We start from the raw sequence: 18,866 nt of genomic DNA, 5'->3' as shown, positions 1-18,866 counted from the left end.
CAAGTTCATAATCTCTAATAACAAAACCTTTGTATCCGTTGAGTAGTTCAATCTCTACATTTAGGCGTTGAATTGGAAATTCTGTTTTGGTTCTAGGAGTTGTCGTTAGGTCATCGTTCTAGGTATCTTTTTGTGAATATACTATCTTGAATGCTGGTATCAAAATCAATGTTTTGAATGCTGATAATTGTTTTGGTGTTTGCCTTGAGTTTATCGGAGACTACGCTGACTGTTGGGTAGTGTCTTGTCCCGAATAGTTTGAAATCCTCAACTTCAACCGTCTTAAGAAGTCTTCCACTTACTGCAAATCTCTCCTCCCTTAAAGATATATAGTATTCCTTATCTACCCACATTTTCCTAGAATGATAAGCAACATTATCAGTTTTAGCCTTCAGTAATATGATATAACAATCTCTATTTTTTATTTTATCCTCACCTTCCAAGGAACTTGTGTATTTTGAGTACAAGTCTTCAGATTCTAGCATATCTTCATAGGATATATCACTTCCCATCATACCTTGTTTGAGAAGATGTCCTGAAATGAGAATAGTGTTGTTTTCAGACTTGTCATGAATCCACAACTGCTTACCTAGTTTTAGGTATCTTATGTTTTTGTCCTCTTTGTTAAGGAATTCGGTATAGGCTTTTTGATCTTCAATTATGTAAGTCCTAAATATTTTAACTCTCGGCTGCTGTCCGGGTAGGTATATCTCCATTTTCGCGTTAATTATGGCGTTCTTGAAGTTTAGGTTAGCATCTACTCTTCTTAATATCTCATCACCTGTTATTGAAAAGCCTAAACCACATATACATAAAAAAACTATGTACCAAATGATCTTATTCATAATTCCTCACAACCTCAAAGTATAGATAGTGTAATAGAATATCTAATGTTATTTCAAAGTATTAAAATTTCTAGGGGTTGTTTAATTTGTATTATTCTTGACACAGATGAAACAAGAAATACTTTGGTTTGAACTCCTTGAGGTATTGCGATACAAGGATGTTTGTTTTGAATTTTTGACGGGACTCGCAAATTTAAACACTGCTACCAGATCTTTTAGAATTGATATATACTGTGGGGAGTGGTATGCTTGAGAAGGAATACACGGCTGAGTCTATACAAGTTTTAGAAGGTCTTGAACCTGTTAGGAAGCGACCGGGAATGTATATCGGTTCTACGGGTAGTAGTGGTTATCATCATCTTGTGTATGAAGTGGTTGATAACTCAATAGATGAGGCATTGGCTGGTTACTGTAAGAATATCAGAGTAATTGTTGATAAAGGAGATGTAGTAAGTGTTGAGGATGATGGGAGAGGGATACCTGTTGATATACATCCTGAGTATAAGGTTTCGGCTTTACAACTTGTGATGACTAAACTTCATGCGGGTGGTAAGTTTGATAATAAGACATACAAGGTTTCCGGTGGTCTTCACGGAGTGGGTGTTTCAGTTGTGAATGCTCTTTCTGAATTTCTTGAAGTGTATGTCAAAAGGGAAGGCAAACTATACTACCAGAAATACCGAAGAGGTGTTCCAGAGACGGAGGTTGTAATAAAAAAGACAGGTATTGAGGGAACTGGAACGATAGTGAGGTTCAAGCCTGATAAAGAGGTCTTTGACAAAGGTGTTACATTCAGTTATGATATCCTTAGTGCTAGGTTGAGGGAACTAGCATTTCTCAACAAGGGTGTAAGGATAGAGATAATCGATAGGCGGGGTGATCATGAAAGGAAAGAGTCTTTCTACTATGAAGGGGGGATTGTAGAATTTGTAAATGCTTTGACGCAGGAGATGAAACCTATCTCAAACACTTTCTATATCTACGGTGAGAAAACATTATCAAGCGGTAGGAGCATGATAGTGGAAATCGCATTTAGATACACAACCGACTACGAGGAGATAGGTTATTCTTATGTGAATTCCATAAAGACGATAGAAGGTGGAACTCATCTTACAGGTTTCAAGAGTGGTATTACAAAAGTAATGCTAGAGTTTTATGAGAGAACTGGTATGGACAAAAAGGAAAAGATAGAACTCTCTGGTGAAGACTTTAGGGAAGGTATAGTTTATGTTGTAAGTGTCAAACTACCAGACCCGCAATTTGAAGGACAAACGAAGGAAAAGTTAGGAAACAGTGAGGTTAGAGGGCTCGTTGAGGATGTTGTCTATGAAAAATTAGTTCCTATCTTTGAGAGAAACCTAGATGCAGTTAGGAAGATTTTGGAGAAGGCTGTTGAGGCTGCGAGAGCAAGAGAGGCTGCGAGGAAGGCAAGAGAGCTTGTGAGAAGGAAGAGTGCTTTGGATTCCTTCTCTTTACCAGGTAAGTTAGCGGATTGCTCCGAGAAAGAACCTGAGAGGACGGAACTGTTCATAGTTGAAGGTGAATCTGCAGGTGGTAGCGCGAAGCAAGCAAGAAATAGGGAATTTCAAGCGATCCTACCACTCAGGGGAAAGATAATGAACGCGGAGAAGGCTAGGATTAACAAACTTCTTGATAACGAAGAGATAAAAACAATTATCACGGCGATAGGAACTGGTATAGCAGACACATTTGACATTTCTAAAATCAGATACGGTAAGATAATTATAATGACGGATGCTGATGTTGATGGGTCTCATATAAGAACACTTCTCTTGACATTTTTCTATAGATATATGAAGCAACTTATAGAGGAGGGGTATATATACTCGGCTGTTCCGCCTTTGTATAAGGTATCGGTAGGACAAAAAAACTACTATGTATACTCTGATGAGGAGAAAGACAGGATAATAAAAGAACTAAAGTCAAAAAACTATACTGTTCAAAGATACAAAGGACTTGGAGAGATGAACCCCGAACAGCTCTGGGAGACTACTATGAACCCGTCAACAAGGAAACTCCTTAAGATAACGCTAGAGGATGCTATCAAGGCAAACAACATATTCTCAATACTTATGGGAGAAGATACTAAGAAGAGAAGAAACTTCATAGAAACTTATGCTAAAGAGGTTGTTGAGATAGATGTCTAGTAATGGCTGTTGGTTAGGCAATGGTAATGAGTTTGGATTTGGTTATCATTGAGAAGTAGAGGATAACAGAAAGGTCTTGGTTTGGAGATTAACATAAGTATTGCTATGGAATTTCAAATTCTTTTGAAAAATTCTATCGTTCCGATTATCATATAAGTATGAAGTATGTGTTGTATCAGGTAAGCAAATATACTTTGATAACTATAATTCTTATAGTTGTTGTCATATATCTTGCTAAGACTGACAGGTTACCTATGTTTCTGCCTGATAATGTAAGGAATACCCTTATTGATTTGAGTGATTACTTATTGAGTTATCAGACATTGAGAGTAGTGTATTCACCTTTTCAAAGTGCTTTAGATTTCATAGCGGATGATGGCTATTCTTACAAGTATTCTGTTTTACCTAAGACCATAGTTGATAGGCTTCATTCGGAATTCAGTTCAATTGAGAACTCTATAAATCTTTTCCTTAACAATCCCTTGTTTGAAACTTGGATCATACCTAACACATTTCCATCAGAAATACTAAAAGAAACATTTAAAAACTATTTCTACGAGGACTTCTATTCCGGTTTTTCAATATACTCGTCAAAGTTTATAGAGATATTCTCGTTAGGTGTTAGCACAAGTAATGAGGATTTCAGAAAGTTTCTGTTATCAACTGATACAGTGGAACATTATAAGGATTACATTCTTAAAGTAAGAAAGTTGTCAAAATATCTGGATTTCATAGATGGTTTTTTGGTTATTTATATTGATAAAAACAAGTTTTTCGAACATATACTAGGCAGTTCAAAAGATGATTTTGCTCTATTCTATATTTCACTTGATAAGGATATAGTGTATTCATCAACAAGTGTTCCTAAAGAGTATTTGCTAGAGAATATCGGGTCAGAGTATATATCGCTTTTTGGTAGAACATTAAGCCAGAAGGTTTTAAAATACGAGTCACTAGATATAGGTTTTGTTATACCTGAGCCGAGTTGGACTAGGTGGATATATGTATCTTTGAAAATATCTATCCTTATAGGTATTATTGTTATTCTTTTCTACATAAATAGGAATATAGTTTTAAAACTCAAGAAATCTTCAGAACTGAAGAAGAAAATGATAGATGAGATAAAGAAGATCATTAAAGATCAACCATTGCAGAGATCGGATATGGCCGTATCTAACCTACTTGTAAGAACGACAGAGGAAAACTTAAAATTTTTTGAGAATCTTGTTGAGAATGATGTAAAGGTATCCAAAGAGTTAAAGAAGAAGGTCTCTTTCTTTAGGTAGTCTAAGATGCCGTTGTTTGAATATTATGTTCCCTCGAATGTAATAATAGGTAATGACATAGACAACAGGATAGGCGAATTTTGTGATAAGTTGGGTAAGAGAGTTGTTGTTGTCTTGGAAAACTCTAAGTATATATCAGATAACAAGATTGGTGAGAGGGTAGAGAGTAGTATAAAGGTTTTCACTGATGAGGTATTGATTTATGATGAACTTGAGAGAAGCACTAACAATCAGATAAAGATAGATAACCTCAAAGATATAGTTCAATCTACTAGACCTGATATTATAGTTGGTGTAGGTGGATATCATGTATTGAGTGTTGCCAAGACTGTAGCGTCAATATATGATAAGATTTTGTCATCGGATGATGTTTTCAAGAAGCGCTATACACAGTTTAGAAGAAAGCGAGTGTCTTATATAGAGGTTCCGATAACATTTGGTATTGTTCCAGGTTTATCAAAATCTTGTTTTGTCTATGATAAGGATGTAGGCTATAAGACAGTATATAGCGATATGTATTCTTATGCTGATGCCGTGATATTTGATACATCTTTAATATCGTTTTTGCCACCGTATTACATAGGCACACTTGCAGTAGATGCTATGGCTGTAGCTTTTGATGCTTTCATATCAAGAGGATCAACTCCTATATCAGATGCACTATCGTACAAGGCTATAGAAACATTCTATGTAAATATAAAGAAGTTTATAAATGAACCTAGTAATATAAATATTATTCAAAATTTGTGTTACGCTGGTGTAATGGCGAGTATATCTGTTTCCCTAAGCTCACCAGGTCTATCAACTTCAATCGCACAGGCTGTGAATTCTATTTTGGATATACCTTCAGAGAGAGTGTCTTCTGTGATATTCCCGCATATAATTGACTACAACCTAACTTCAGTTCCAGGCAAGCTCATACAGACTGCGATGGCTTTAGGTGAAAAGATACAAGATATAACCGTCATAGAAGCGGCAATAAAGTCTGCAGAGTCCATAAGAAAACTACTACTTGACCTTAATATACCACTCAGGCTCTCAGAAATAGAATACTTTGACGAAAAGCAAATTGACAAGATATCAGATATATCGTCAAGGTATGATTTTATGGCACTATTACCACGACCTGCGAATAGAAATGAGATAAATGCTATTCTTCAAGCAGCGCTTTAGGAGTTTTAACTCTTCGGATATTCTATCCTCTGGTGTAGTATATACTTAAATGTTTCTTTTATAGCTTTTTTGATTTTATTCATATCCTGTAGTGTTAAATTACTCATAGACAGTTCCTCACTCAAAGTATGTCTTAATATTATATTATCAATCTCATCGGAGATCTTTTGAAAATCAATGTTCTTGTTAGAAGTTAGAGATCTAACTGTAGCTTCAATTTTGTCACATATAAAAATGATGCTTGACTCTTTTGAAGTTGGTTTATAGTTAGGATACCTGAACAGTCTTTCATCAACATTTGGGTTTTCTTTAAGTGCTTTGTTATAGAAGTAAAGTATCAGTCCTCCACCATGATGTTCTAGCATTATCCTTTCAATCTCAATCGGCAATCTGTATTTTTTGGCAAGATCCACACCTCTGTTTGGATGTTCCTTTATTATCTCTGCATATCTATAGATATTTACATCTTCTCTTGTCTTACCACCAATGTTTTCTGTAAAGTATTCGGCATTCTCAATCTTTCCTACATCGTGATACAGCGCTCCAACTTTTGCTAGCAGAGAGTTTGCTCCTATTTCGTTTGCACACGCTTCTGCAAGTATGCTAACATTCAGAGAGTGATAGTATGTTCCTGGAGCCCTTTCTAAAAGCATTTTGAGCAAAGGATTGTCAAGTGATGATAACTCATAAAGCTTGAATGGTGTTGCAATTCTGAAGAAGTATTCGTAGAGAGGTAATATAAGAAATACAAGCAATACATTCCCAAATACACTTACAAATGATAAACCACCTGATAATATTAAGTTTCCAAATTCAAATGATTCAACAAAATGTATCAACGAATAAATACCAAAACTTACCAGAAATATTACAGTAGCAACTATCACGAAACTGGATCTTCTCTTTATCCTGTATGACATCATTGATGCGACTACTATCAAAATAAACCAGTAAATAGCCACGATGTAACTACTATAAATTACCAGAAATATTGTTGCCGTATAGAATATTCCTATGACAATTGTTGATTTTCTTCCGCATATTAGGCTATTAACTATAGAAAACGAAGTGAAAAGTGAGACGAATAAAACTGCATCTCCCAAAGTCCCTTTGAGATAAAATTGTGGATACATTGAAGACATAAGGAAAAGAGAGTTTATCGTCAATATGTTTCTGTTTTTTACTTCCTTGAATATTGACAAAAGAAATATTGAGAAAACTACGAGAATTAGTATCAATATTTCAATAAAGATTGTTTTCCATATTAGCTTTGAGTTCAATTCATTGAAGTATTCTCTGACTATCCCTAATCTTTCTTTTGTTATCAACTCACCCTCTTTGACTATTTTGTCACCTTTCTTTATCATTATCTCAAAAGGTATGTTTTTTGTACTAAGGTATTTTTGGAACTCTTCTTCTTGAAGTGATCTATCAAATACAGTGTTAGGTATTATAGAGTTTGCTATAACATAAGACATTTCATCTTTGAGTATTGGAACGAATGTTTTACCGAATACTGCTTCAATAGCACTCTTTACATCCTCTTCTGAATTAAGTGGTAGAAATATAACTTTTTTAGGAATGTAGATATTAGTTCCATAGATGACTTTGAAATTTGATAGATTGTTGATGTTTATCATCTCATTACTATCAATGATTGCGGTCTCTTTCAGAAACCGAGCAAAAAAGTTTGTCATCAAAACTTTAGGGAGCTTTGGTAGCAATAACAATCTATTGTCCTGCTCTAAAACCTCAACAAACTTGGAAATTCTGTATATGTCTTCTTCTATTGATATGGTTCGCTTTAGTATTGTTGGGAAACTAGACCTTGCAGTTTCAATATCAAATGTATTTGTTAAAGATACATCTATTTGAGATACTATATCGTATCTGAAAACCTGTCCTTCTTTTATGTTTGATATTGTTTGATTGTTGATATTGATCTGTTCAAAATAGGTGAGTATAGGGAATGGTGATGTTGATAATACTAGAACTAGAAAGAGGAATTTGTATTTCAAAGATCCTTGAAAGGATCTTTTTATTAAACTCTCATCTACCATAACTATACTTTTTCTAGGATCAGTGAGAACACCTTGTTTATGTCTCCTGCTCCTAGAATGACTACTGCAGAGTTAGGTTGTATTACTTTTGAGACTATCTCTGCAACTTCATTTTTGTTTTCAACAAAGAAAGCATCTTCTGTTCTATTTAGTTTATATAGTTCATCTACTATCATTCTTGCTGATACACCGTCTATTCTATTCTCTCTTGCTCCATAGACTTCTGTTACAATAATCTTGTCGGCTATGTTAAGTGCCAAGGCAAAGTCTCTATACAGGTAATGTGTCCTTGACCACAGGTGCGGTTGGAATACTGCGATAACTTGATGTTTTCCAAGATTTTTTGCTGATGTTAGTGTTGCCTTTATCTCCGCTGGATGATGTCCATAATCATCAATGATCGTTAAGTAGTTGTCTTCATACTTTATCTCAAACCTTCTTTCAGCGTTCTTAAACTCTCTCAAACTTGCGGCTACCACTTCTGGTGCTACGCCTAGAGATATTGCAACACCAAAAGCGGCAAGTGAATTATAAACATTATGTATCCCTGGAACATTTATAGATAGAGTTGTGATGAACCTGTCATTAAAATACACATCAAAATCTGTCGTTCTATGGTTTAATCTTATCTTATCAGCAAATATATGGTTTCCTTCTCTTATACCGTAGGTTATACATCCGACTCTTTGAGACTCCATCAGTGAAATATGAGTATTGGGGTCATCTCCATTTACTATAACTACACCATCATCCTTCACGTTGTTTATGTAAGTTGCGAATGCTTTTATAACATTATCCATAGTTTTATAGTATTCAGCTACATGGTCATTGTCAACACTTGTTACAACACCTATGTCAGGATGGAAGTGTAGGAAACTACCAAAAGCTTCACATGCTTCATAAACCAGGTATTTACTGTTTCCCACTCTAGCATTACCACCTATGTATGCTAGGTTTCCTCCGTTTGATACAGTTGGGTCAAAGCCTGCGTCAATAAGTATCTTTGAAACCATTGAAGTTGTAGTTGTCTTACCGTGAGTTCCAGAAATTCCGATTGAAAAGTATTCTCTTTCTATCTCCGATAGCAATTCTGCTCTTGAGATGGTTCTTATACCTTTTTTTCTTGCTTCCATAACTTCGGGGTTATCATCACTAACAGCATTAGTATAGACAACAAGGTCTATGTCGTTGGTAATGTTTCTAGGATTATGTCCTATGTGGACCTTTATTCCGATCCTCTCAAGTTCTTTTGTTTTCTCACTTTCGGTTCTATCTGATCCAACTACCTCAATATCTTTGGATTTTAGGATTAAAGCAAGACCACTCATTCCAATTCCACCTATACCTACAAAGAAGACTTTTTTCATAAAACCCCCATTATTTCTCTAGAAAATTATCGTTTATTAGAACGATGTGTTTATATTTTAACTTAGTAGGTCTCTAAAAAACAATATCACAAAAATCAAAGTATGAAATTGTTTTAAAGATTAGATATATAAAACAATTTGACTACACGATTATAACTTTTATAAATTTTATTGTCATTTGGAGGAATCTTGTGAAGCAACAACCGCCAAACAAACCTTCTGGTAATTTTCAATCAAATAATGATCGTTCCAATTTATGGACCATAATTATAATACTTGGCATAGGGGCATTAATAATATACCTTGCATCTCCGATCGGTAATGTTAGGTTCACACCTGAGGTTAGCTTTACTGAATTCACTAGAATGGTTAAGAACAAGCAAGTTATAAAGGCTACGATAGAGAACGGTAAGGTAGTTTATGGTGAGGCTATATCAAAGGATAAAGGTGCAGTATTCTCGTTTAAAGTGATACTACCACATTTTGCTGATACAAAGTTTTTGGAATTTCTCACTGAAAACGGTGTTGAGGTTTATGGAAAGGATACGACAGGTTTCTCAGACCTTATAAATATGCTTATATTCATAGGGATACTAATAGGTGGCTTACTTCTTTTGAGTTGGTTTTTCGGTAGGCAAGTTGGTAATGCACCCGATAACACTAGAATATTTAATTTCACAAGAAGCAAAGCTAGGGTGTATAGGGATCCTCCGAAGAAAGTTACATTCAAGGATGTTGCAGGTATAGATGAGGTTAAAGAAGAAGTAATGGAGATAGTGGATTTTTTGAAAGATCCAAAGAAGTATATAAAGATTGGTGCTAGGATACCTAAAGGAATACTGTTTGTAGGACCTCCTGGGACTGGTAAAACATTACTAGCGAAGGCTATAGCAGGTGAGGCAGGCGTTCCATTTTTGAGCATGAGTGGTTCAGAGTTTGTTGAGATGTTTGTTGGTGTTGGTGCTAGTAGAGTGAGAGATCTGTTTGAGCAAGCTAGGAAGAATTCTCCTTGTATAGTGTTTATAGATGAGATTGATGCTGTTGGTAGGTTCAGAGGGGCAGGTTTAGGTGGAGGACACGACGAGAGAGAGCAGACTCTCAACCAACTACTTGCGGAGATGGATGGCTTTGACTCACAGGAGGGGATTATTGTAATTGCAGCAACAAATAGACCTGATATTCTAGATCCAGCTCTCCTTAGACCAGGGAGATTTGATAGGCAAGTTGTTGTTGATATACCTGATATCAAAGCAAGAGAAGAGATACTTAAGGTTCATATAAACAAAGTTCAGGTTGCCGATGATGTTAATGTGTCTATAATAGCAAAAGGAACACCAGGCTTTACGGGTGCAGACCTTGAAAATTTGGTAAATGAGGCAGCTCTTATTGCTGCTAGAGAAAATTCTGATAAAGTTCATATGTCTCACTTTGAGAAAGCAAGGGATAAAGTACTCATGGGACCTGAAAAAAAGGTTTATGTTATAACACCTGAAGAAAAAACAATAACAGCATTTCACGAGTCAGGTCATGCAGTAGTATCTCATTTGCTACCTTATGCAGACCCTGTCTATAAGGTGTCTATAATTCCTAGAGGTAGAGCTCTCGGTGTGACTCAACAGTTGCCTATAAATGATAGGAAACTATACAATAAGGAGATGCTCTATCAAATGATAATGGGTATTTTGGGAGGTAGAGCAGCTGAGGAGATTATTTTCGGGTCTAAATTCATATCTAATGGTGCTCAAAACGACATAGAGAAGGCAACAAAGATAGCTAGAGCAATGGTATGTGAGTGGGGAATGAGTGAATTACTAGGACCAATACAATACGGTGAAAAAGAGGGGCCTGTGTTTTTAGGAAAGGATATAGTCGTTAAAAAAACCTACAGTGATAGAATAGCTGAGGTTATTGATAGTGAAATAAAATCAATAGTTAACTACTGTTATACCGAGACATTGAATATATTGAAGAATAACATTGATAAACTTAAAGAGCTTTCAAAGGAACTACTTGAGAAGGAAACTTTAACATCAGAAGATATTGAACGAATCTTAGGAAGAAAACCAGAGAGAGAGAATATATTCTCCACAGTGCTATCGCAACTTCGCCCAGCAATATCTACTAACTAGTTATAGATTGTCACCTATCATAAAGATTGTTATGATTCTTTTAGAAATAACTCAAGTTTGAGAATAATTTGTGAGAGTGTTCAAAAAATTCCTGTGTGTCTTGAGAGATTTAGATGGGGAGAAGAATGTGTTCGTGAAAGTATATTAAATAATGTCTCTCAATGATATTCTTCTTGAAGAGTATCAAACGAATATACAGGGAGATAGAAAGAATAATCGGCGAAGATCATTACAGAGGTAGAAAGAAGAAACGCAAGGATGTTCTGATTATGCTGATAGGTCATTTCAAGAAAAGAGGGGTAAGGTGCTTGGAAGTTAGGGATGAGGAGGTGGAGTAGGAGTTTGGTGGTGGATGTATTAGGATTTGTAATGTTTGGGATGTTGGGGGTAAAAAATTTTTTTGTTTTTGGTGTTTTTATTACACTTGCAGGGAGGTATTAATCAGAACAAGGTATTCACAAGCATTACATACATTTTTTGAGCAGCCTCATATTTTCTTGACAAAATGATTCATTTATTATATCATTCTACTGACTGAAGAGGTAAATGTATGGTTAATAGGTATTTATTTTCTCTGGGAACTATAGATGTTTTTAATAAATCCCTACGACACTTCTATAAAACCAGCGGTGTCATGAATGCGATCAAATCAGGTCAAAATCCTGCCGATATGATAAACGAATATCTAGACAATGGTGATATTGAACCTTTACAGATTATACCTATATCCTACGCACTTTTAGTTCAAAAATTTAACTACAAGTATGTCTCATACAACCTCTCTAATTCTGTTGACAACTTTAACACAATAGTTAAAAAAATCTCTACTTGGGACAAAGTTGACATTGTGATAATTTACCATAATCCTACTGTAGGTTGTCTGGCTATAAACCCTAAATCGTTAAGACACTTCAACAAGGTAGGTTTTTTAGGTAAGAACCAGTTAGTCGTTGTTTATGCTAAATGCATTTCGGACAAGGAAGACAAAAAGGAAGAGATAGAAAGTAAAGCCTTGTCGCTGGTAATAGACCTTCTTGATGGTAAAGACATAGGAGATATGGATAGTGTTTTGAAAAGTAAGGATGTAAAGAAGTCAGAAGTAAAGAAAGAATCCAGTGAAGAAGTAAGTGATGAATCATTCCAGATAACTCCTAAGTATGGTGTTGAAGTAACTAACGAGTTATTCCACAATGGGAATGTGGAAGCGTGGAAAAATATTATTGAGTCATACAATGTCAAATATCCTCATCTTAAGGTTATGGTATTCCATGGAGGAGAACAGATTAACGACCTTAACGCTCTATTCAAATGGGGGAAAGTCAAACATGGAGATACCATATTCTTCTGTGTAGCAGGTAGAGGTATAAGAGATATAAGTAAGCTCAGAAAATATCTTTTCGAAGGAGCGAGTAATAGATTTCATACCTTCCTAAAGAAGGATGTTAATAAGCCACTTGAGTTGTTTTAATGGAGTATTTTTATGAAGAGTAGAAAAGAAGAAGACAATATTGAAATACTTAAAAAGAAACTTGAAGAGAAAGAGAAAATTATAAGAGATCTTGAAAAGATAATAAAAGCTTATGAATCTGTATCCGAGATAAGTAGAAATGAACTTTTAGATGCATACAAGACAATTGAAGCACAAGAACGTGTTCAGTTGTTGACACAATCAGAACTAAGAGAGAAAGATGAGATAATAGAGGCAGAAGAAAAGATTCTTGAGATGAGTGCGGATGAATTAAGACAAGCCAAGAAGGAGTTGGTAGCTAGGGAAATAGTTGAAGAGCTTGCCAGAAAAGAACTCCTAGATAGAGATAAGGTCATAAAGGCTATGGAAGTAGTTTCTGACATGATGGCTAAAGATATAAAGGAACGAGATAAAATAATACAGGCTTTTGAAGTAGCAGAAGAACTAGCAAGAGAGGAGATGATGTCTCTCAGAAAAGAAGCTGAGGCTAAAGATAGTGTTATACAACTAGCACAAGAGGAGAGAAAAGAGGCGGATAATATTATAAAGGCTTATGAGAGTCTTGAAGACTTCGCAAGAAAAGAAAAAGAAAATATTGTAAAAACAACTAAGTATCTATTTGATATTTTTATAGAATCTCTAATCAGACTGGGAATAGTTGATAGAAATAATGAGATCAAAATGAAAGAAGTAGCAAAAGAGTTGATAAACGAGAGATGGTATATTGCAATTCCTAAGATAGGGGAAATTGATTTACCTACAGCATTAAAGATAATAGAAGCACACGAGATCATAGAAGAGTTTATGAGAAAAGAGAAGATGGAGATGGATAATATACTCAAAGCTTATGAGATACTTGATGAGGTTAAGAGAAAACAGTTTATTGAACTGTATGGAATACTTTCTGCTTATGAAAATTTGCAGAGCTATATATCAAAAAACAGAGAATTCTTTGATAAGGTAATAAAGGCTTATGATTCTGTTCAAGAACTAGACAGACAAGAAAAGATTGATATGGATAAAACCATAAAAGCTCTTGAAGTTGTTGAGGAATTAGCAAGACAGGAACTCATAGAAAGAGATAAGATAAATAAAGCCTACGAGATTGTTGAGGATATGGCTAGAAAAGAACTGATAGAAAGAGATAAATTAATACAAGCACACGAGATTGTTGAAGAACTGGCTAGACAGGAGATCATCCAACTAAAGGAGATCACTAGAGCACACGAGATTGTTGAGGAACTGGCTAGAAAGGAACTTATGGATAAGGATAAGATTATTGATGCTTACGAGAAGCTATCAGAATATACGCTAGAAGAGATCAAAAAGATTAGGGAACAAGGGGAATAGCTATTCCTTATACTTCCGATATATCTCTTCAAATTTATGATGCAACTCTTTGAATGCTTGTAGTATATCTGGGTCAAAATGAGATGGTTTAGTCCTACCATCACCTTCAATAATTATTTTTACAGCTTTTTCATGTTCAAATTCTGGCTTGTAGGTTCTTGGTGATCTTAGCGCATCATACACATCTGATATTGCTACTATTCTAGCACTTATTGGAATTTTGTCCTTTTCCAATCCGTAAGGATAGCCGCTACCATCCCATCTCTCATGGTGTGATAATGCTATATCCTTAGCCATACTTAACTTCTGATGATCTCCTAAAATTATTGCTCCTGCTATTGTATGTTCCTTCATTATTTCAAATTCTTCTGGTGTCAGTATCCCTGGTTTTCTGAGTATCTCCCTAGGAATCTTTAACTTACCTATATCGTGCATTTGTGAAGCATAATATATAGAGTTGCAGAACTCATCACTGAATCCTAGGTATTTTGAAAGCATCTTTGAATATTCTCCTACTCTGTATATATGAAAACCTGTCTCTTCATCCATTTCTTCAGCTGCCCTTGCAAGAGATTGCATAGTATATACAAAGGCATTGTCCACCTCTTTAACCTCCTCATATATCGCTTTCATAAGTAGATAGTTAACTAGCAAAGATCTCATTAGGTCTATATCCCACGAAGATATTCTTGAGGAATAATTTATGGATATTATCGCCGAATCCTCTGTTGAAACTGCTAGAAAATTGTATATAGGATTAACTATGCTAGATATCTCTTTTGATATAAGGTTTGAGAATTCACGAGGAGGAATACCTTCTTCAACATAGTCTGAATAAATAACTTTGTTCCTGCCAAACTTCTTCCTAGAGTAAAACTCAATAGGGATATCCACAGTGTCCAAGTATGTTATTTGTCTTCCTTGCAGTATCGCAAACACTTTAGACCTTATGTATGTTCTCTTTATTTCACCTATGGCCAAAAATGAAGGAGTATTCACATCTGGTTGTAGGAGTAGTTTTGAAATTATCTCAATCTCTACATCATCAAACGAAGTTGTTTTGTAACCAAGTATCTTGTCTAATAATACTGTTGAATGTAAGCTTAAACTTGTTATGTTTTTAAAAGTCTTCTCAATCCTCTTTTTAGCTATTAGATTACTTATTACATAAGAAATCATGTTGTTTATGTAAAGAAAATCGTTTTTTACCATCATCTGGATATCTGAGAATGTTTCAAGTGTTTCTCTTGATGTCTCTTCGTTAAAGTCGTAGAATAAGAGCACACTAAAAATATGCGATTTTGTTGGTATAGACTCTATATTCCTTATAAGGCTAATGCCAGACTTATTATCAACCTCGTTATCACATATCAACAGGTCTATATCCATCTTTTCAAGGACCTTCAATGCTTCGTAATAATTATTCACACTGAAAACATTGAAATTGTTTATCAGAAGCGAAGTTGTTATCTCTTGTCTTAAATCAGTGTCTTTGATAAACAGCAAGGCACTATACTGAGAGTCTATTGCTAACTCTCTTGTAATTACTGATTGTGTTTCTAATAGTAGTAAGTGGAATATCTCTGATAGGAAAGTCTTCACTGCTCTATTTATCTCAAATCTATCAGATAACCTTATGGTCAATACAAATTTAAGCTCACCTTGATAGGTAATAGGTATCAGAATATCGTTATCAGACTTTTTGAAGAATTCAGGACTTTCAACATTATCCTTTGTGAAGAATTTGTGAAACCTTGAAACTAGAATATTTAAGTCTTTATCTGTAAGTTTAAAATTCTTTGCTGATTCCACAAAGCCCTTATCACCATCCAGCACTACAAATGGGTTCAATGTTTTCTCAAAGCTACTAAAAGTGTATAGCTCCACTATGTTCCTACCAAAAAACCTCTCAATGAATTTTTGAAGTCTATTGACTAACTCTCCTACCGTCAACGAAGATACTTCTTCTTCTCTTATACTACTTATATTCATTCTCACAAATTTAGTCAAAACATCATTAATCTTGTTAAGGATTAGTTTGTATATCACTACCGATATAAGTGCCGATAACATGAGTACAAAAAAACTTGAAATGACCAATAATTGGTGAGATGCATATAAATTGACTAAGGATATTATGCTAATATACAGAATTGGAAGGACCGTAAGAGACGCGCTTAAAAATAAGGCAAGTATCTTGACTCTGATCTCCTGATTGTATGATAGTGGTGAGATAGAAGATACAACAGAACGAAGTATTGGTGATATTGAAAATGGAATGAAGGATATAAATATTTCACTATCAACCCTATATAGATCCAAAACAACTGATACTAAGAGTGGAATTATTAGTGAAAGATCTTCAAAAATCTTTAATCTTGATATTTCATTAGTTATCTTCAAATATATTATTGAGAATATTGATATAGATGATGCGAGTATTATTAGGACTATGAGTAGATTTTTGAATGATAAATCATCTAGAAAGACTATTGAAACTACTACTAAGATAACAGCAGCTACGGATGAATAAACTAGTAGCAATCTTAAAAGATTAATTGTTTTGTATTTGTAAAACTTTTTAGTTCTTATGTAATCAGCAAGTCTGATATTAAGGATAATCAACGATAAAAATGCTGATAGATATATGAGTAAATCATATAGAAATACCTGAAGATTAAGGATCTTTAACAAGGTCGCCATAAGAAGAGAAATAAAGATTAGGAATATTGATAACTCTTGTAGGAAACCTAACAGTTTCTTCCTTTCTACCAGAGTTATCAGAAGAGAATATATTGTGAAAACGGAATAATTTATGAAACACGCTAATAATATCTCAATCATAACTTCACCTAGTGTCCAATAAAAATATAATTAACAATCAAATAGTTTCAAGAAATCTTACAGTCTGGAGCTTTGATAACCTGTGAGATAGACTTGATTGCTTTGGAATAATTGTTTGTTGAATTAAAACTTAACATTATTCATAATATAACCGATAATAGAGTTGAATAAGAGGTGCTTTTATGTTTATAAGAGGTGTTGGTGGTCCTGAACCAATAAAGCCAAATAATACTGTAAGCAAAGGTGGGAAGGTAAATATCAATCAAAATAACCAGGTTTCAAGAGATGAGGTTAGTATATCAGAAGATGCAAAACAGATACTTCAAAGAAAACAGGCTGAGGATGTAGCACTAGCAACCATAAGAAACACTCCAGACATAAGACAATCAGCGGTTGAGAGAGGCAAGAGGTTTATAGAGTCTGGTGAATACAAGAGTGAGAAAGCTATAGAAAATGTTTCAAAGAAGATAAGTGATGAGATTATCGCATCCGCTATGATTAGGAAAGAGGATGGTAAAATTTAACCATCAGTGATAAGGTATAAATTAACCCTTGATTTTGAATTTTCTTTCTAAACAGTCAGAGTAATTAGGATCGTCGATCTTATAATCTTATTGAGTTTGAAAAACTAGTTTTTGTCACCTATCTTTGGTTATCATCTATTTCTGCAAACAAATGCTATGTTAAGGTATGTGTGTGGCTGGATAGTGTAAATTATATTTTCATCCTTTTATCGTTATTATTGGTCTTAGTCGTGCTACCTTATTTGATATTCTTGATGAAGAAACAGACTCTATAACTTTGTCTATATCCTTGTATGCTTGTGGTGCTTCTTCAGAGATACCGGCTTTTGATGATGACAAAACAGTTATACCTCTATTTTCAAGTTGCTTTATAATCTTCTCGTAAGGAAAATTTTTCTTTGCTTGGTTTCTTGACAGAGACCTGCCTGCACCATGTATCGTTGAACCGAATGTTTTCTCCATAGCAATATCTGTTCCAGATAGAATGTACGAGAATGATCCCATTGAGCCACCTACTATCACAGGTTGTCCCGTCTTTGAATACTTCTCGGGAATACCTAATGTTCCAGGACCAAAACCTCTAGTGCTTCCTTTTCTATGAACGAAAACTTTTTTCCTCTTACCGTCTATATTATGTAACTCCTCCTTGACATTGTTATGACCAACATCATAAAGTATTTCCACTGATGTGTTTCTAAAAACCTTCTTAAATACCTTTCTTACCAAGTATGTAATAATTTGTCTATTTGCAAATGCGTAATTTATAGCACATTTCACTGCACCTAGGTATCTCCTACCTTCATCTGATTTTATTGGAGCACAGGCAAGTTCCTTTTCTTTAATAGGTATTTTGTATTTTTCAACTGCATTGAGAAATATCCTAATGAAGTCTGTATTTACTTGATGTCCGAAACCTCTTGAGCCAGTATGTATCGTTATCACAATTTGTCCTTCAAAAAGTCCAAATACTTCTGCTATACTTCTATTGTATATCTCATCAACAACCTGAACCTCTAGATAATGATTCCCAGACCCTAGAGTCCCAATCTGTCCCTTCTCCCTTTCTATCGCTTCTTCACTAATATAGTCTGGTATAGCAGATTCAACAGTTCCATTCTCTTCTATGTTTTCAATGTCTTCTCTTTCTGCATATCCATTATCAAGACACCATTTAACGCCTTCTGTTAAAACTTTGAAAAGTTCTTTCTTTGAGAGTTTAATATCCCCATCTTTGCCAAGACCGGCTGGGATAGTTTCAAATAGCTTCTTTGAAAGGAGTTCTAGATCCTTTTTTGAAATTCTTCCTAATTGTAAGTCTGTTTTTAATGTCCTAACACCACAGTTTATATCAAATCCCACACCTCCTACTGTAAAAACACCATTCTCATCAAAAGCAGTCACGCTCCCTATTGGAAAGCCATACCCCCAGTGTGCATCAGGAAGAACAATCACGTCCCCAACTATACCAGGTAGGTAAGAAACATTAATAGCCTGCGTCAAAACAGCATCATCCATACCTTCAAGAATTTCCTTTGAACAAAAAAACCTAACATTCGTATTCATCCCTTCTCTTCTTTTGTATATCCATTCGTATTCATTTACCATTTCAATATTTGTAGTTTTCATACATCACACCTAAGACGAATTAGGAT

At 34.8% G+C, this 18,866-nt stretch carries 14 protein-coding genes; 9 read left to right on the top strand and 5 right to left on the bottom strand.

Going from position 1 to position 18,866, the window contains the following annotated elements:
- Positions 1–110: 110 nt before the first annotated feature.
- Positions 111–845, bottom strand: coding sequence for an outer membrane lipoprotein-sorting protein (locus tag NZ579_01820; protein ID MCS7298683.1), 735 nt, complete (start codon positions 843–845; stop codon positions 111–113).
- Between the two features lie 106 nt (positions 846–951).
- Here NZ579_01820 and NZ579_01815 point away from each other — a divergent pair, with 106 nt between their 5' ends.
- The 4 genes from NZ579_01815 (at position 952) to NZ579_01800 (ending at position 5,472) form a co-directional block, all read left to right on the top strand.
- Positions 952–1,098 (top strand): hypothetical protein, encoded by a 147-nt coding sequence (locus tag NZ579_01815; protein ID MCS7298682.1) that lies wholly within the window; start codon positions 952–954, stop codon positions 1,096–1,098.
- Positions 1,091–3,013 (top strand): DNA topoisomerase (ATP-hydrolyzing) subunit B, encoded by a 1,923-nt coding sequence (gene gyrB / locus NZ579_01810; GenBank protein ID MCS7298681.1) that lies wholly within the window; start codon positions 1,091–1,093, stop codon positions 3,011–3,013. Before NZ579_01815 ends, gyrB begins: the two co-directional genes overlap by 8 nt.
- A gap of 158 nt (positions 3,014–3,171) precedes the next feature.
- Complete coding sequence (locus NZ579_01805) at positions 3,172–4,299, top strand: hypothetical protein (protein MCS7298680.1); 1,128 nt, start codon at positions 3,172–3,174, stop codon at positions 4,297–4,299.
- A 6-nt stretch (positions 4,300–4,305) separates the two neighbouring features.
- Complete coding sequence (locus NZ579_01800; GenBank protein ID MCS7298679.1) at positions 4,306–5,472, top strand: iron-containing alcohol dehydrogenase; 1,167 nt, start codon at positions 4,306–4,308, stop codon at positions 5,470–5,472.
- A 5-nt stretch (positions 5,473–5,477) separates the two neighbouring features.
- On the opposite strand, the gene NZ579_01795 is transcribed toward NZ579_01800, so the two are convergent.
- Positions 5,478–7,532 carry an HDIG domain-containing protein gene (locus NZ579_01795; GenBank protein MCS7298678.1) on the bottom strand — a complete coding sequence of 685 codons (2,055 nt, stop codon included), beginning with the start codon at positions 7,530–7,532 and terminating at the stop codon, positions 5,478–5,480.
- A 2-nt stretch (positions 7,533–7,534) separates the two neighbouring features.
- On the bottom strand, positions 7,535–8,899 hold the full coding sequence (murC, locus tag NZ579_01790; GenBank protein ID MCS7298677.1) for a UDP-N-acetylmuramate--L-alanine ligase: 1,365 nt from the start codon (positions 8,897–8,899) through the stop codon (positions 7,535–7,537).
- Positions 8,900–9,090: 191 nt separating this feature from the next.
- Here murC and ftsH point away from each other — a divergent pair, with 191 nt between their 5' ends.
- From ftsH to NZ579_01770, 4 genes are all read left to right on the top strand, one after another.
- Positions 9,091–11,028, top strand: a complete 1,938-nt coding sequence (gene ftsH, locus NZ579_01785; GenBank protein ID MCS7298676.1) for an ATP-dependent zinc metalloprotease FtsH — start codon at positions 9,091–9,093, stop codon at positions 11,026–11,028.
- A gap of 161 nt (positions 11,029–11,189) precedes the next feature.
- Positions 11,190–11,366 (top strand): hypothetical protein, encoded by a 177-nt coding sequence (locus NZ579_01780; GenBank protein MCS7298675.1) that lies wholly within the window; start codon positions 11,190–11,192, stop codon positions 11,364–11,366.
- A gap of 212 nt (positions 11,367–11,578) precedes the next feature.
- A complete protein-coding gene (locus tag NZ579_01775) occupies positions 11,579–12,496 on the top strand; it encodes a hypothetical protein (protein MCS7298674.1) in 918 nt (305 codons plus the stop codon).
- 12 nt (positions 12,497–12,508) lie between these two features.
- On the top strand, positions 12,509–13,846 hold the full coding sequence (locus tag NZ579_01770) for a hypothetical protein (protein MCS7298673.1): 1,338 nt from the start codon (positions 12,509–12,511) through the stop codon (positions 13,844–13,846).
- Here NZ579_01770 and NZ579_01765 read toward each other — a convergent pair whose 3' ends face one another.
- Complete coding sequence (locus NZ579_01765) at positions 13,847–16,690, bottom strand: HD domain-containing protein (protein MCS7298672.1); 2,844 nt, start codon at positions 16,688–16,690, stop codon at positions 13,847–13,849.
- 182 nt (positions 16,691–16,872) lie between these two features.
- Between NZ579_01765 and NZ579_01760 the strand changes: the two genes are divergently transcribed.
- Positions 16,873–17,214, top strand: a complete 342-nt coding sequence (locus NZ579_01760) for a flagellar biosynthesis anti-sigma factor FlgM (protein ID MCS7298671.1) — start codon at positions 16,873–16,875, stop codon at positions 17,212–17,214.
- A 198-nt stretch (positions 17,215–17,412) separates the two neighbouring features.
- On the opposite strand, the gene NZ579_01755 is transcribed toward NZ579_01760, so the two are convergent.
- Positions 17,413–18,840, bottom strand: coding sequence for an RtcB family protein (locus NZ579_01755; protein MCS7298670.1), 1,428 nt, complete (start codon positions 18,838–18,840; stop codon positions 17,413–17,415).
- Between the last annotated feature and the right edge of the window lie 26 nt (positions 18,841–18,866).

This window comes from Spirochaetota bacterium (assembly GCA_025061835.1).
GTDB lineage: Bacteria > Spirochaetota > Brevinematia > DTOW01 > DTOW01 > SKYB106.
The sequence above is the reverse complement of the archived record's forward strand: the minus strand, read 5'-3'. Positions and strand labels throughout refer to the sequence as shown.

Excerpts from the sequence above, each read along its gene's own strand:
- murC (MCS7298677.1), bottom strand. The coding sequence starts at position 8,899 with ATGAAAAAAGTCTTCTTTGTAGGTATAGGTGGAATTGGAATGAGTGGT.
- NZ579_01780 (MCS7298675.1), top strand. The coding sequence starts at position 11,190 with ATGATATTCTTCTTGAAGAGTATCAAACGAATATACAGGGAGATAGAA.
- NZ579_01760 (MCS7298671.1), top strand. The coding sequence starts at position 16,873 with ATGTTTATAAGAGGTGTTGGTGGTCCTGAACCAATAAAGCCAAATAAT.
- gyrB (MCS7298681.1), top strand. The coding sequence starts at position 1,091 with ATGCTTGAGAAGGAATACACGGCTGAGTCTATACAAGTTTTAGAAGGT.
- NZ579_01755 (MCS7298670.1), bottom strand. The coding sequence starts at position 18,840 with ATGAAAACTACAAATATTGAAATGGTAAATGAATACGAATGGATATAC.
- NZ579_01795 (MCS7298678.1), bottom strand. The coding sequence starts at position 7,532 with ATGGTAGATGAGAGTTTAATAAAAAGATCCTTTCAAGGATCTTTGAAA.
- NZ579_01820 (MCS7298683.1), bottom strand. The coding sequence starts at position 845 with ATGAATAAGATCATTTGGTACATAGTTTTTTTATGTATATGTGGTTTA.
- NZ579_01815 (MCS7298682.1), top strand. The coding sequence starts at position 952 with ATGAAACAAGAAATACTTTGGTTTGAACTCCTTGAGGTATTGCGATAC.
- NZ579_01805 (MCS7298680.1), top strand. The coding sequence starts at position 3,172 with ATGAAGTATGTGTTGTATCAGGTAAGCAAATATACTTTGATAACTATA.
- NZ579_01775 (MCS7298674.1), top strand. The coding sequence starts at position 11,579 with ATGGTTAATAGGTATTTATTTTCTCTGGGAACTATAGATGTTTTTAAT.
- NZ579_01800 (MCS7298679.1), top strand. The coding sequence starts at position 4,306 with ATGCCGTTGTTTGAATATTATGTTCCCTCGAATGTAATAATAGGTAAT.
- NZ579_01765 (MCS7298672.1), bottom strand. The coding sequence starts at position 16,690 with ATGATTGAGATATTATTAGCGTGTTTCATAAATTATTCCGTTTTCACA.
- NZ579_01770 (MCS7298673.1), top strand. The coding sequence starts at position 12,509 with ATGAAGAGTAGAAAAGAAGAAGACAATATTGAAATACTTAAAAAGAAA.